General features: G+C 67.3%; 17 protein-coding genes. 11 read left to right on the forward strand and 6 right to left on the reverse strand.

From position 1 onward, the window contains the following. Positions 1–18 precede the first annotated feature (18 nt). From AC5P6E_RS02785 to AC5P6E_RS02795, 3 genes are all read left to right on the forward strand, one after another. The gene (locus tag AC5P6E_RS02785; protein WP_019338953.1) at positions 19–441 is read left to right on the forward strand and encodes a DUF2141 domain-containing protein; all 423 of its coding nucleotides are present in this window, start codon (positions 19–21) and stop codon (positions 439–441) included. Between the two features lie 25 nt (positions 442–466). Beyond that, positions 467–1,990, forward strand: a complete 1,524-nt coding sequence (locus tag AC5P6E_RS02790; protein ID WP_019338954.1) for a carotenoid oxygenase family protein — start codon at positions 467–469, stop codon at positions 1,988–1,990. 62 nt (positions 1,991–2,052) lie between these two features. After that, positions 2,053–2,769: an ABC transporter substrate-binding protein gene (locus AC5P6E_RS02795; protein ID WP_019338955.1), complete on the forward strand. Its 717-nt coding sequence runs from the start codon at positions 2,053–2,055 to the stop codon at positions 2,767–2,769. A 91-nt stretch (positions 2,770–2,860) separates the two neighbouring features. On the opposite strand, the gene AC5P6E_RS02800 is transcribed toward AC5P6E_RS02795, so the two are convergent. Then, complete coding sequence (locus AC5P6E_RS02800; protein ID WP_010481100.1) at positions 2,861–3,760, reverse strand: LysR substrate-binding domain-containing protein; 900 nt, start codon at positions 3,758–3,760, stop codon at positions 2,861–2,863. A 98-nt stretch (positions 3,761–3,858) separates the two neighbouring features. On the opposite strand from AC5P6E_RS02800, the gene AC5P6E_RS02805 reads away from it, so the two are divergent. Further along, entirely contained in the window at positions 3,859–4,002 is a 144-nt protein-coding gene (locus AC5P6E_RS02805) for a hypothetical protein (RefSeq protein WP_010481098.1), read from the forward strand. 7 nt (positions 4,003–4,009) lie between these two features. On the opposite strand, the gene AC5P6E_RS02810 is transcribed toward AC5P6E_RS02805, so the two are convergent. Then, positions 4,010–4,576, reverse strand: coding sequence for a GIY-YIG nuclease family protein (locus tag AC5P6E_RS02810; RefSeq protein ID WP_019338956.1), 567 nt, complete (start codon positions 4,574–4,576; stop codon positions 4,010–4,012). Positions 4,577–4,618: 42 nt separating this feature from the next. Continuing rightward, on the reverse strand, positions 4,619–6,172 hold the full coding sequence (locus AC5P6E_RS02815; RefSeq protein ID WP_495230680.1) for an alkaline phosphatase: 1,554 nt from the start codon (positions 6,170–6,172) through the stop codon (positions 4,619–4,621). A gap of 121 nt (positions 6,173–6,293) precedes the next feature. Between AC5P6E_RS02815 and AC5P6E_RS02820 the strand changes: the two genes are divergently transcribed. Beyond that, the gene (locus AC5P6E_RS02820) at positions 6,294–7,088 is read left to right on the forward strand and encodes a serine hydrolase (RefSeq protein WP_197579665.1); all 795 of its coding nucleotides are present in this window, start codon (positions 6,294–6,296) and stop codon (positions 7,086–7,088) included. A 13-nt stretch (positions 7,089–7,101) separates the two neighbouring features. On the opposite strand, the gene AC5P6E_RS02825 is transcribed toward AC5P6E_RS02820, so the two are convergent. Continuing rightward, on the reverse strand, positions 7,102–7,695 hold the full coding sequence (locus tag AC5P6E_RS02825) for a TetR/AcrR family transcriptional regulator (protein ID WP_029379726.1): 594 nt from the start codon (positions 7,693–7,695) through the stop codon (positions 7,102–7,104). A gap of 16 nt (positions 7,696–7,711) precedes the next feature. Continuing rightward, positions 7,712–8,305 carry an NAD(P)H-dependent oxidoreductase gene (locus AC5P6E_RS02830; protein WP_495230681.1) on the reverse strand — a complete coding sequence of 198 codons (594 nt, stop codon included), beginning with the start codon at positions 8,303–8,305 and terminating at the stop codon, positions 7,712–7,714. 127 nt (positions 8,306–8,432) lie between these two features. On the opposite strand from AC5P6E_RS02830, the gene AC5P6E_RS02835 reads away from it, so the two are divergent. Next, positions 8,433–8,966 (forward strand): hypothetical protein, encoded by a 534-nt coding sequence (locus AC5P6E_RS02835; protein ID WP_049480688.1) that lies wholly within the window; start codon positions 8,433–8,435, stop codon positions 8,964–8,966. Positions 8,967–9,035: 69 nt separating this feature from the next. On the opposite strand, the gene AC5P6E_RS02840 is transcribed toward AC5P6E_RS02835, so the two are convergent. Continuing rightward, complete coding sequence (locus tag AC5P6E_RS02840; protein ID WP_495230682.1) at positions 9,036–9,863, reverse strand: isocitrate lyase/PEP mutase family protein; 828 nt, start codon at positions 9,861–9,863, stop codon at positions 9,036–9,038. Between the two features lie 168 nt (positions 9,864–10,031). Here AC5P6E_RS02840 and AC5P6E_RS02845 point away from each other — a divergent pair, with 168 nt between their 5' ends. From AC5P6E_RS02845 to accC, 5 genes are all read left to right on the forward strand, one after another. Further along, complete coding sequence (locus tag AC5P6E_RS02845; protein ID WP_019338961.1) at positions 10,032–10,760, forward strand: DOPA 4,5-dioxygenase family protein; 729 nt, start codon at positions 10,032–10,034, stop codon at positions 10,758–10,760. Between the two features lie 358 nt (positions 10,761–11,118). Further along, on the forward strand, positions 11,119–11,568 hold the full coding sequence (gene aroQ / locus AC5P6E_RS02850) for a type II 3-dehydroquinate dehydratase (RefSeq protein ID WP_019338962.1): 450 nt from the start codon (positions 11,119–11,121) through the stop codon (positions 11,566–11,568). Beyond that, positions 11,565–11,990: a lysozyme inhibitor LprI family protein gene (locus tag AC5P6E_RS02855; RefSeq protein WP_010481081.1), complete on the forward strand. Its 426-nt coding sequence runs from the start codon at positions 11,565–11,567 to the stop codon at positions 11,988–11,990. Before aroQ ends, AC5P6E_RS02855 begins: the two co-directional genes overlap by 4 nt. 53 nt (positions 11,991–12,043) lie before the next feature. Further along, positions 12,044–12,523, forward strand: coding sequence for an acetyl-CoA carboxylase biotin carboxyl carrier protein (gene accB / locus AC5P6E_RS02860; protein ID WP_010481080.1), 480 nt, complete (start codon positions 12,044–12,046; stop codon positions 12,521–12,523). 10 nt (positions 12,524–12,533) lie between these two features. After that, positions 12,534–13,901, forward strand: coding sequence for an acetyl-CoA carboxylase biotin carboxylase subunit (gene accC, locus AC5P6E_RS02865; protein ID WP_010481079.1), 1,368 nt, complete (start codon positions 12,534–12,536; stop codon positions 13,899–13,901). The last annotated feature ends 45 nt before the right edge of the window (positions 13,902–13,946 follow it).

Genomic DNA, 13,946 nt, shown 5'->3' on the forward strand with positions numbered 1-13,946 from the left:
ACTTCCGGAGCCACTGCCATGATCCGCACCGCCCTGCTCAGCACCGCCCTGACTGCACTGGCCCTGGCCGCCAGTGCCCACGCCGCCGACCTGGCCGTGACCGTGCACGACGTCCACGCGCAGAGCGGCACCCTGCGTGTTGCGCTGGTCGACAGCGCTGCCGCCTGGGACGGCAAGACCAAGCCCGTGCAGGCCCAGCAGGCGGCGCCCAGCGGCGACAGCGCTCACTTCACGTTCAAGGGTATACCGGCCGGCAGCTATGCCGTGCTGCTCACCCACGACGAGAACGACAACGGCAAGCTCGACACCAACCTGGTCGGCATGCCGGTGGAAGGCTACGGCTTCAGCAACAACCCGCAGGTGATGCGCAAGCCGACCTTCGACGAAGCACGCGTCAACGTGCCAGCCGCTGGCGCCGCCATCGACATCACCCTGCGCTGATTCCGCATCCAGACCCGAGGCCACCATGGACCGTCGCCGCTTCCTTCGTACCTTGCTCAGCAGCAGTGCCTGCCTGGCCCTGGGCGCCACCGCGCTGCGCAGCGCTCCCGCCTTCGCCGGCGACCCGGCGCGGTTCGCGCAGGGTATGCAGGAACACCCCTGGCTGCTCGGCTGGCGCAGCGTCGGCAGCGAAAGCCTCGGCCCGGCCACCGTGCCGCTGCAGGGAAAGCTGCCGTCAGGCCTGGCCGGTACGCTGTACCGCAACGGCCCGGCGTGGACCGAGCGCGATGGCTTCCGCTACGACCACTGGTTCGACGGCGACGGCATGGTGCATGGCTGGCGTTTCAATGGTGATGGCAGCCTGACCCATCACGGGCGCATGGTCGCCACGCCGAAATTCACCCGTGAACAGAAGGCCGGCCGCTTCCAGTATCCGGCTGCCGGCACCAGCGTTCCCGGTGCGCTGGCGGTACGCAACAACGATGATGCCAACGTGGCCAACACCTCGGTGACGATGATCAATGGCCGCCTGTTCGCGCTGTGCGAATCCGGTTCTGCGTTCGAAGTGGCCCCCGATTCGCTGCAGACGCTCGGCCCGGTCACCTGGCGCCCGGACCTGGCCGCGCTGCCGTTCTCGGCGCACCCGCTGACCGATCGCGACGGCAGCCTCTGGAACTTCGGCTCGATCAGCCTGATGGGGGGCCATGGCCTGCTGGTCTGGCACATCGGTGCGGACGGCCAGCTGCGCAGCGCCAATGTGATCGAAACACCCGAGCATGGCTACCTGCATGCCTTCGCGATGACCGACCAGCACCTGGTGTTCGTGATGATGCCGTTCGATTTCACCGGCGCAGGTGGCAGCTTCTTCGAGCGCATGCAGTTCGCACCGCAGCGTCCTGTGCGTATCGCGGTGGTCGCCAAGGATGCGCCGGACAAGGCGCAATGGTTCGAGGCCCCGTTCGCGGCGATCTATCACTTCGGCGACGCGTTCACCCGCGATGGCGGCATCGTGCTGCGCGCAGTACGCCATGACGACATCAACGAGGCGCGCTCGCCGATGAAGGAAGCGATGGCCGGTGACGGTGCACATGCGGCCAACAGTGGCGCCAGCCTGGTCGAGCTGCATCTGGACCTGCGTCGTGGACAGGCCCGCTGGGAGACGTTGGGCATCAGCGCGGTGGAGTTCCCGTTGTTCGACCCGCGCTCGACGAACACACGTGGCGCACGGCTGTATGCGCCGACCATCGACGGCCCGACCACCGCACCGTACTTCAACGCCGTGGCTGCGTTCGACATCGATCGCGGGCGCCGCCAGCGGTGGAACTACGGGCCGGACATCATGGCCGAAGAGCATGTGTTCGTACCGCGCCCGGGCAGCCGCGAAGCTGACGATGGCTGGCTGATCGGCACCCTGCTTGACCCGGTCAACAAGCGCAGTGGCCTGGCGGTGCTGGATGCGCGCCATGTGGATGACGGCCCGCTGGCACAGGCCTGGCTGCCGTATGCGGTGCCACTGGGCTTCCACGGCACTTTCGCCGCGCACGGCTGAGTCCACGCTACGCGGACACCGTTGTTGGCATGCTGGGTCTCCCCTGCCCCGTGGAGTCCTGCATGTCCTTGGCCGACCATCGAAGTACGCTGGCACCGCACGGTTTCCTGCGCGTGGCGATCAACCTGGGCAACCCGGTGCTGGCACAGGGCGATGCGCGCTCACCGCGCGGCCCCTCGCTGGAACTGGCTACCGCATTGGCGCAACGGATGGGGGTGCAGGCACGCTTCACCTGCCACGATGCCGCAGCCTCGGTGGTTGCCGCAGCGGGCGAAGACGGCTGGGACCTGGCTTTCCTGGCCATCGATCCGGCACGCACCGACCGCATCGCCTTCAGTGCCCCGTACGTGGAGATCGAAGGCACCTATCTGGTTCGCGAGGACAGCCCTGCGCAGCAGGTGGCCGACCTCGACCGCGAAGGGCTGCGCATCGCGGTGGGGCGTGGCGCGGCCTATGACCTGTTCCTGAGCCGTGAACTGCGCAACGCCACGATCGAGCGGGCGGAGACCTCGGCGGCGGCCATCACCCTGTTCGATCAGCAGCGTCTGGATGCCGCCGCCGGCGTGCGCCAGCCGCTGGTGGCCTGGGCACAGGCGCATCCCGGCCATCGCGTGCTGGCCGACCGTTTCACCGCGATCCAGCAGGCCGTGGCGGCGCCAGCGTCGCGCCCAGCCGAGGCACTGCAGACGCTGTTCGACGAGGTGGAAGCGATCAAGACCGGTCCCTTGCTGGGCGAAGCGTTCGCGCGTGCCGGGCAGGCAGTCACGCTGGTGCGGTGACTGTAGAGTCGGGCCATGCTCGACTGCTTCTTCGAAAGACCAGTCGAGCATGGTTCGACTCTACAGATGCAAGATCGAGCACCGCGCCACGCTACAGATGCGCGTCTGCCATGTGCCGCACGTGCTCGGCGGCCTGCGCGTGCAGCCAGTCGCGGAACGCGAGGAAGCCACGATGGCTGGCCGAGCGCTGCGGGTACACCAGCCAATGTGGCCAGTCGGTCTTCAGGCGCTGGCTGGACAGCGCGACCAACTGGCCCGAATCCAGCAGCAGCCGCGCCCGCGTCACCCGCCCGAGGGCCACGCCCACGCCATCCAGAGCGGCGCGATGGTGCGCCTCCGAATCATCCAGCACCGCCACGAAGCGCGACGGCGGGCTCTGCCCGCTCAACGCGAACCAGGCGCCCCATGCCCCGTCCGGATCACCCAGCAGCGGCCACTGGGTCAACGGCACACGGTCGACGCCTCCCATGCGTTCGATCAGCGCCGGGCTCGCCATTGGCAGCAGCCATTCGTCGAACAGCGGCTCCACCACCAGACCTGGCCATTGCCCGCTGCCCAGCCGCAGCGCGGCGTCGAACTGGCGCTGCCGCTCGAAATCAATCAGGCGTTCACTCGACTGCAGGTTGATCTCGATCTGTGGGTGCTCTGCCACGAAGTGACCCAGGCGCGGCACCAGCCAGGCCGACGCCATCGACGGTACTGCGCTGATCGTCAGCACGTGCTCGGCACGTGCGGCATAGGGCTGGAAGGCTTCGTTGATCGCATCCAGATGCGGACCCACCTGGTCGAGCAGGCGCTGGCCCTCCAGGGTGAGGGTGACACCACGCGGCTGGCGGATCAGCAGCGGCTGCCCGAGCCGTTCTTCCAGCTGCCGCATCTGATGGCTGAGCGCGCTGACGGTCAGGTTCATCGACGCCGCCGCGCGCGACAGGTTGCCGAGCCGGGCGGCGGCCACGAAACCCTGCAGGGCATGGAGCGGTGGGCGGGACATCAGGCTTGAATTCCTCTCAAGGCACGCTTGCGGAAATGTCGCTTTTTGCCCGCCCATGCTGCCCGTATCGTGCAATCCACTCAAGTGGAGGCACGCTCATGAACATCTTCGGCGGCTTGTTGTTCCTGCAGGGCCACGTGGCCAGCACCGAGCTGGCACGCCAGCTGGCCAGCCCTTCCACACCTGCCCCGCAGTGCGCGCAGCAACCGGCTGCGCCTGTTCAGCCGCCGAGAACCCGTTGAACGCTCCTCACCCTGCGTACCAGCGTTGGACGTGTTCAGGCAGCCACGGGATCGGATCGATATCCAATGCCCCACAACCGTCGAGGGTGTCACGCAGCGCGCGCTCGCCGGGGCCACTGGGCAGCCGCAGGCCTTCCTCCTCCGGAAGTTGCACCGCAGCCCAGTCGTGCAGCTGGTCCATGCGCAGGCACAGGGCGGCCCGCAGCCACGCCTTCAGTGGATAGCAGCGATAGCCTTGTTTGCCCAACGCGATAATTGCACGCGACAAGGCCTGGTTGGCACCACGTACCCATTCGGTGCGACCTCCAGCCTTGTCCTGGACCGTCATCGGCGCCGGCGCGCGGTGCGCCTTGAACGGCGAACGCAGCTGCAGCTCCAGATCTCGCGCATCGCGCTCGCTTTCCGCTTCCACCAGTGCACCGGCGTCGAGGTCGAAGAACTCGAACCAACGCCGGTGCAATGCGCTGATGCGTCCGAGCGGATCACGTGAGAAACCGATCTTCGCGTAGTCTTCCCACGCACAGGGGAAGACGTAGGCGAAGACACGACCGTCGATGCGGATATCCGACTGCATGTGCGCAGGCTGCCTCGACAACAGCCCGGGTGCAACCGGGCGTTACCGTGGACGCTGCAGCGCCTCCTGCACCGCCGCAGCCACGTCGGTGTTGTCGATGTAACTGCCGTCGTTCCAGCGCACGTGCTGACGGTAGCCGGCATCAACGCCGCGCACGCGCTTGCCCAGCAGTTCCGACCCCGCGCCCTTGGCCCACAATGGCACCAGTGCATTGGAATGGTTGCCGGTGGGACGGAAACTGATCCCGGGCATGCGGCCGCGGCCGTTGTTGCGTACCGGAGAGAAGGCAACGTTCTGTGCATCCGGGCCCATCGGCATGCTGTTGTCGTGGTCGGTGGTAACGATCAGCAGGTTGCGCTCCCAGCCACCGTTACGCTCGATCCAGTCGACCACCGCCGTCACCGCGTTATTGAACTCCATGGTCTCTTCGATCAACCGGCCATACTGCGGCTGATCGCTGCACTGGCCGTAATGCCATTCGGTGCCGCAGGCACTGGTGTGTGCGGCCCAGTCGGTGGCGCCACCTTCCACCATCAGGTACAGCCCCTTGGACGAGCGCTGCTGCAGGAACTGCAGCGCGCCGCGGGTCATGGTCGCCAGATCGGGCACGCTGTCGATCTTCCTCACTCCCGAAGGCGTGGCTGCATCCTTGCCCAGCACCTGCAGGCGGCGCGCCTGCTGCAGGGTGTTGGCCACGCGCGGTACACCGATCAGCGGCCTGTCGGCCGGCAACCGTCCCTGCGCCAGTGCGGCGAACGCTTCCTTGCTGCGGATCAGGCGCCACGGTCCCGCCGGATTGCCGGCGATGGTGCTGCCCGCTTCCAGCTGCTGCCAATCCTGCTGCGACACCCACTCCCATGGATTCGCGCAGCCCTCTGCGTTTGCGGCGTCCGTGCCTTTGTTGCAGGCGCGGCCGTCGACGCTGTAGCCCGGGCCTCCGGTGCCCATCACCAGGTCCATGTGGCCCTGCGCCAGCATCTGGTGCGCAATGGCGTGATAGCTGCTACGCGATTCGTTCTGCGCTGCGAATGCGGCCGGTGTGGCGTGCGCGAACGGTACCGAAGTCACTACACCGGTCGCCATGCCCAGGCGCTTGGCGCGCAGCGTATTGAACTCGACCGGCTGGCCATCGTTGTTGTAGTTGATGGCGTTGTTGTAGGTCTTGATGCCCGAGGACAACGCGGTGCCCGCCGCCGCACTGTCGGTAGCCACCGCGGCCAGGTACTGGTAGCCGGCAAACGGCAGGTCCTGCGCAGGAACCGGCGTGTCATCCCAGGCCTTGCCCGGGTCGTAGCCAAGCGTCTGTGCGTTGTCGCGGGTCGGCTGGCTGCTGGCGTTCAACGGGAAGGTGGTTACCGCCAGGCGCAGCGGGAAATCCGCATAGGGTGCGCCTTTGCGGCTGCCGTACTGCCAGTAGGCCGCCGCGTCCCAGGTACCCCAGCCGGCACCGTCGTTGATCATCACGATCACATTGAGCGGACCGGCTTCGGCGGAGGAAACAGCCTCGGTGCGCAGATTGGACTGGCAGCCGCCAAGTGCGGCCAGCGCGAGCAGCAACGAAGAATGAAGCCAGCGGCGTGGAATGCGTGCAGTCATCGGATGTCCCGTCGGGCCATCGGCGGCCCACACTGACGATACGTTATATCGTTGCAATATTTCAGCTTCGTGCAGCCGCCGCACACTATCCTCCAGAGTCCCCACTGCCATCGTCGTTTCCATGCCGTCTCCTGCTCCTGCGCGTGCACCGCTGTCGTCCATCACCCTCGATGCGGCAACCTTCGCAGTGATTCACCAGCACAACGCGGACATCGCCAGGCAACCGGCCTCGCTGACCAAGCTGATGACCGCCTACGCGGCTTACGAATGTGTCGAGGAGCGCGGGCGCTCGTGGGGCGACGAAGTCACCATCGCCGCCGACGACGTGCATGCGGTCGCCGACGATGAAACGCGCATGGGCCTGGTACCCGGCGAAACGGTCACCCTCGCGCGCCTGCTGGAAGGCTTGATGATCGTCTCCGGCAATGACGCGGCGCTGGCGGTCGCGCGCCACCTGGACGGATCGCAGCCTGCGTTCCTGGAGCGCATGAACCGGCACGCACGCCAGCTCGGCCTGCGCAGCACCTGGTTCGCCAGCGTCTCCGGCATCACCACGCCGCACCATGCGTCCAGCGCGCGCGACATGGCGGTGCTGGCCGCGTGCCTGTTGAACGATCATCCGCAGATCCTGGCGGTCACCGCGCAGCGCGCGTTCGCGCACGGCAGCTTCAGCCGCAACAACCAGAACGCCCTGCTTGGCGATGACGGCGTGGATGGCTTGAAGACCGGCTACACCCAGGCCGCAGGCTTCTGCCTGGCCGCCACCGCATGCCGGGTGGTACACGGGCGGGACGAGCCGATACGCCTGATCACCGTGGTATTGGGTTCTGAGAACCGCGACGCGCGCGACGCATGGGTGCGCGATCAGCTGGCGGCAGGATTCGCCACGCTGGCCGGCAGTACCGCCGGGGCCTGACCTTCGAAGCGGCTCAGCGACGCTTGACCGTCGCCACGATCAGCCGCTGCAGCTCGGCCTCGGCGTCGGTCTTGTCCAGCGCGCCCGCGGCCACACCCTCGGACAGGGTTTCAGCCGCACCCAGGATCGCCCAGCGTCCCGCCAGCGGCACCGAGCCGTCGCTGGCGAACGGGCCCAGCCAGGCGTCGCAGTTGTCGATGAAGTCCTGCTGGTAACGCCGCCGCACCTCGTGCAGTTCCGGCGCACCCACCAGCGCGGCGAGGATGCCCTGCACTTCACTGCCCTGGCTGAGGATGCAGTCGATGTAGCCGGAGGCGATGGCTGCCGCACGGTCGGCCAGCTGCGCCCGGGCGCGGCCGATACGCTCGTGGAAGACCACCGTCTGCCGCCCGTCATAGTCATCGTAGAGCGCGGCCAGCAGGCCGTTGCGGGTCACGAAGTGATCGTAGGCCACCGGCTTGGTCACGCCCGCCGCCTCGGCCAGCCGTCCCAGCGTCAACGCGTCGGTGCCTTCTTCGCCAACCAGCGCCCAGGCCACATCCAGCAACTGGCGGGCGCGTTGCTCGCGGGTCAATCGGCGGCGCGTGGGAGCGGCGTTGGCAGGCATCGGCGGAACAGGGTGATCAACTCATCGGAGTACCGATTTTACGGCCGATTTCCACGGCGGTCTGCAGATGCGCCTGCGCGGCACCGCTGTCGGCGTCGAGCAGCAGTTCGGACGACAGCACGCGCGCGCCACAGTAGTCGAAGATGCCCATGTCGATCTGGGTCTTCATCGCCGTGCCATAGCCGCGCCGTTCAATCATTTCCGCGCCCGCACCGCCAACGCCGACCAGATGCACGCGCAGGTGCTGCAGCTTCTTCTGCACCTTGCCATCGGCGCCGTCCTGGTACGCCCAGCCCTGGGTGAACACGCGATCGATCCATCCCTTCAGCAAGGCAGGGAACGACCACCAGTACAGCGGGTAGACCAGCACCAGCGTATCGATGGCATCCAGCCGCGCATGCTCGGCCGCCACATCGGACGGAACCGGGCCGGTCCCGCGGAACAGGGCCTGGTCCTCGCGGTTGAAGCGCGGATCGAAGCCTTCGGCGACGAGGTCTGCGTGGGTTACGGTGTTGCCGGCGGTGGCCCTGATGGCGTCGCCGATGCGCTGGGCGATGGCATGGGTGAGCGATCCGGTTTCCGGGTGGGTGGTGACGATGAGACTGTGCATGGGTGAATCTCCAGGAATCATTAACTACCAATGGTAAGTAATGATTCCCGGATCACCAGCGCCACCGATGGGACGCTGTTTTTGCGTTCACCGTATAGTGCGCCGCATCCCGTGGAGGTCCCCGACGATGCACCGACGCCTGCTTGCTCCCCTGCTGTTCCTGCTGCTGGCCACGATGGCGCCGACGGCCGTGGCCGGCGAGCTCACCCCATCCGAATCGGCCGCCCTGCGCCAGGACGTGCAGGGGATGCTGGCCGCGTTCGCCCGCGGCGATGCCGAGCTGATCATCGCCCGCACGCATCCCAGCCTGAAACGCCTGGCCGGCGGTGATGAGGTCTACGCCCGATCAACCCGCGACACGGTCAAGGCGCTGCACGAGGCCGGCGTCACCATCATCAGCGACGAAGCTGGGGTACCGACCCGTACCTATGCCGCCGGCGACGAGGAGGTCTGCTTCGTCCCGCGCTACTCGTTGCTGCGCGTACGTGAATCCCCGATCCGCAGCACCTCGTTCATGGTCGCCGTGCGCCGCGTCGGCGCCGCGCAATGGAGCTATCTGGATGGCGCCGGGTTGCTCGACAACCCTGAGCTGCTCTGGCAACTGCTGCCAGCGCTGGAGCCTGGCGTGACGCTGCCCAAGGGTGGAGTGGAAACGCTGTAGCGCGATTGCTGGGCGTCGGTACGCTCCGGCGCATCCATCTACGCATGGCATGGATCTACCGGGTGTCCGTTAGCGGAACAACGCGTTCAACGCGGTCCCGGAAGCCGCCTGCTGCAGCCCATCGAAACGCCCCTCCTGCACGATCGGCTGTGTCGCCTGTATCAGCCCACCCCATGCCGCACGCGCAAGCGCACCGCCCAGGCTGACCCGGCGAACACCAAGTGCTGCGATGTCCTGCAGGTTCAGCGGTGTCGGTCCACCAACCAGCAGGTTCACCGGTTTTGACCCTGCAGCGGCAACCACCGCGCTGATCTGCTCGCGCGTGCTGATGCCAGGCGCATACAGCACATCGGCGCCGGCCTCGGCATAGGCCCGCAGGCGCTGCAGGGTGTCCTGCAGATCCGGCACGCCGACGAAGAAGTTCTCCGCACGCCCGACCAGCAGCACGTCACCGCCTGCGCGGTCGATGGCTGCACGGGCAGCGCGCAGGCGCTCGACCGCCTGGTCGATCGAACGCAGCGGTGCATCGGCGACGCCGCTGGCATCCTCGATCGACAACGCCGCGATGCCGGTGTCGATCGCTGCAGCCACCGCCTCCTCCACCGCCTGCGGCGTGGCGCCGAAACCATCACCAAAGTCGGCATTCAACGGCAACGGGGTCGCCGCCGCCATCAGGCGCAGATGCGCCAGCGTGGCCGGCAACGAAACCGCGCCATCCGGCCGCCCTTCGCTCCAGGCGCAGCCGGCACTGGTGGTGGCCAACGCCAGGAAGCCTTGCCGCTGCAGGTAGCGCGCACTGCCCACGTCCCACGGGTTGGGCAGCACGAAGCACCCCTGCACGTGCAGTTGGCGGAAAGACGCGCGCTTGTGCTGTGTGTCGGCATCGGGCGAGGTCATGGCAGGGCTCCGGGGCGGCAGACCTGCACCCTAGCCCGCCGTGCGGTCGCGCTCAATGGCATCGAAGCCGGCCATGCATGAAGTGATGCCCCCTGCTTATTGGACGCCACCGGCAGCCCTGCCCGAGCGTAGGTGGTTGTCCACACCAGTGCCGCCACGGAGCCCTTCATGCAGCCTGACCCGCAGCCCCTCATCGACGCCGGCGATGATGACGCCCACTGGGCCGACCTGCTCTCGCCGGCACGGCGCCGCCTGATCGCTTCGGCGGGTCTGGCCGCCGGTGGCCTGGCCAGTGCGTCGACCGGCACCGCAGCACCGCGCGGCAACGACGCGGTGAATACCACCGAACCTGGCCGCCCCGGCTTCCGTGTCATCGTGCCGCCAGCGCCGGAAGGGCGCAGCCCCTGGGGCCAGGACACAGCCAGCGAACCGACCCTGCGCCCGGCCAGCGTGCGTCCCGGCGAAGCCACCCTGCCCGCGACCCCACGCGCCTACACCGACATCAAGAGCTATCACGCGCATATCTACTTCGACGAGGACAGCTTCGAGAAGGCTGCGCTGCTGCGGCGCTGGGCGGCCGAGCGCTTCCCGGTGGAGCTGGGCAACTGGAACCTGGAACCACGGGGACCACACGTCACCCCGTCGTTCTATTTCGGCTTCACCAACGACCTGCTGCCGGTGCTGGTGCCCTGGCTGCAGCTCAACAGCCTGGGCCTGACCATCCTGATCCACCCCAATACCGGTGATGGCCGTGCCGACCACCTGTATTACGCGTTGTGGGTGAACCGCGCGCAGCCGGTGAACGCCTACAACTGGCCGGCACCGAAGCCGGGGGAACGGGAGCCGCTGGAGGAGGTGTTCCCGAACGTGGTGCCGACGGTGCCGCTGGAGACCTGACCCGCCTTTCCGGTGGGTGCGTAGCTTGCTGCGCACCTTGGGACGCCCTTCGGTGGGTGCGTAGCTTGCTGCGCACCTTGAGCCCCCTCCGGTGGGTGCGTAGCTTGCTGCGCACCGAACTTCCTTCTTCCACGCGTGGCGCGGCTCCCCCGGCAAGGCTCTTGCCGCCATCGTCGCCCTACGTGCACGCATCCCCCGCCCGCACGGCGTTCAGCGCGCCTTGATCCGCCGCCCCGCGTAGGGCCGCAAGCGCTTCGGCAGATTTCAAACAAACGATTGAAACGCAGCAAACTTCGCCGAACTGGACAGCATCCGCCGGTTCCGCCAGACTGCCGCCCTTTCCCGTCTTCCGGATCCCATGGCGAAGCTGCTGGTCCTGCACGGCCCCAACCTCAACCTGCTCGGCACCCGCGAGCCGGAGGTCTACGGCCACACCACGCTGGCCGACATCGACCAGGCGCTGGCGGCCCAGGCCTCGGCCGCCGGGCACGCGATCGAGAGCCTGCAGTCCAATGCCGAGCACGTACTGGTGGACCGCGTGCAGGCCGCGCGCGACGACGGAACCGCTTTCATCCTGATCAACCCCGCCGCCTTCACCCATACCTCGGTGGCCCTGCGCGATGCGCTGGCGGCGGTGGCGGCGCCGTTCATCGAGATCCACCTGTCCAATCCGCATACCCGCGAACCGTTCCGCCAGCACAGCTACTTCAGTGACAAGGCCGTGGGCGTGGTCTGCGGCTTCGGCGCCGACAGCTACCGCTACGCGATGGACGCGGCGCTGCTGCGCGTGCAGGCGGCCCGCGCGTGAACGTGCTGCCGCGCGTGCTTGCCGGCGTTCTGGCGTGGGCCGGTCTCTGCGGCGCGGCCACGGCGTTCGACCGCAAGGACGAAGGCATCGACTGCGCACGTCCGACCTCCACGATGGAGAGCGACCTGTGCGCCTCGGACGTGGCCGCAGCCGCTGATGTCGAACTCAATGCGGTGTATGCACAAGCCCGGCGCCAGTTGCGCACACCCGCCAACGGTGGCGGCTGCAGCTATTGCGGCGATGCCGAGCAGCAGCTGGTCCTGGCCCAGCGTGCCTGGATGCAGCTGCGCGACCACGACTGCAACGCCGTCTATGCCCTCAATTCCGATGGCACGGCGCGCAACGGCGCACAGATGCGCTGCCTGATCACCCTCGCGCGCGACCGCACACGGCAGCTGCGCGAGTTCTACGAACTGCTTTGACCCGAGCGCGATGCGCTTCCCACCACACTGACATCAAGAGCAAAGAGGCCACCATGGATCTCCGCAAAATCAAGAAGCTGATCGACCTGCTGGAAGAGTCGAACCTGGCTGAAATCGAAATCAAGGAAGGCGAAGAGTCGGTGCGCCTGTCGCGCGCCCCGGTGGCCGGCTATGCCGCCCCGGTCGCCGCCCCGGTGTATGCCGCTCCGGCTGCTCCGGCGCCGCAGGCGATGCCGATGCAGTCGCCGACCGAAGCTTCCACCGGCGGCACCGCCAAGCCGGGCCCGGCACTGCCGGAAGGCCACGTGCTGCGCTCGCCGATGGTCGGCACCTTCTACGCCTCGTCCGCTCCGGACAAGCCGGCCTTTGTCACCGTGGGCCAGCAGGTCAAGGAAGGCGAGACCCTGGCCATCATCGAAGCGATGAAGATGTTCAACCCGATCGAAGCCGACAAGTCCGGCACCATCGTCGCCATCCTCGGCGAGAACGGCCAGCCGGTGGAATTCGACCAGCCGCTGTTCGTGATCGGCTGAGGGGCACGCCATGCTCGACAAAGTCGTCATCGCCAACCGAGGGGAAATCGCGCTGCGCATCCTGCGCGCGTGCCACACCCTCGGCATCCGCACGGTGGCCGTGCACTCCACGGTCGACCGCAACCTCAAGCACGTGGCCATGGCCGACGAGTCGGTCTGCATCGGCCCGGCGCCGTCGCCGCAGAGCTACCTCAACATCCCGGCACTGATCGCCGCAGCGGAAGTCACCGACGCCCAGGCCATCCACCCGGGCTACGGCTTCCTGTCGGAGAACGCCGACTTCGCCGAGCGGGTGGAAGAGTCCGGCTTCATCTTCATCGGCCCCAAGGCCGACACCATCCGCATGATGGGTGACAAGGTCGAAGCCATCCGCGCGATGAAGTCCGCCGGCGTGCCGTGCGTGCCCGGCTCGGGCGGCCCGCTGGGCGAGGACATCGTCGCCAACACCAAGATCGCCCGTGAGATCGGCTACCCGGTCATCATCAAGGCAGCCGGTGGCGGCGGTGGCCGCGGCATGCGCGTGGTGCACGCCGAAGCCTCGCTGAAGACCTCGATCGAAACCACCAAGAGCGAGGCCAAGGCCGCGTTCGGCAATGGCGAGGTCTACATGGAGAAGTTCCTGGAGAATCCGCGCCACGTGGAGATCCAGGTGCTGGCCGACGGCCAGGGCAACGCCATCCACCTGGGTGAGCGCGACTGCTCGATGCAGCGCCGCCACCAGAAGGTGGTGGAAGAAGCGCCGGCCCCGGGCATCACCGCCGAGCAGCGCGAGCAGATCGGCAAGGTGTGCGTGGAAGCCTGCATCCGCATTGGTTATCGCGGCGCCGGCACTTTCGAGTTCCTGTACGAGGACGGCCGCTTCTACTTCATCGAAATGAACACCCGCATCCAGGTGGAACATCCGGTCACCGAAATGGTCACCGGCATCGACCTGGTGGCCGAGCAGCTGAAGATCGCCGCCGGCCAGAAGCTGTCGATCAAGCAGAGTGACGTGGTGCTGACCGGCCATGCCATCGAATGCCGCATCAACGCCGAAGATGCAGAAACGTTCGTGCCGAGCCCGGGCACCATCACCGGCTTCCATCCGCCGGGAGGCCCCGGCGTGCGCGTGGACACCCACATCTACAGTGGCTACCGCGTGCCGTCGAACTACGACTCGATGATCGGCAAGCTGATCGTGCACGGCCCGGACCGCGAAACCGCCATTGCCCGCATGCGCGTGGCACTGAGCGAAATGGTGGTCGATGGCATCAAGACCAACGTCGCCCTGCAGCAGCGGATCATGCGCGACAAGGGCTTCCAGGCCGGTGGCCAGAACATCCACTACCTGGAAAAGCGTTTGGCCGAACGCAAGAACAAGCCGATCGCGCTGACCTGATCGGTGCCCGGTGCTGGACATGAAAAGGGCGGGGATATTCCCGCC

This window comes from Stenotrophomonas sp. YJH_SMC_16, from assembly GCF_059367875.1.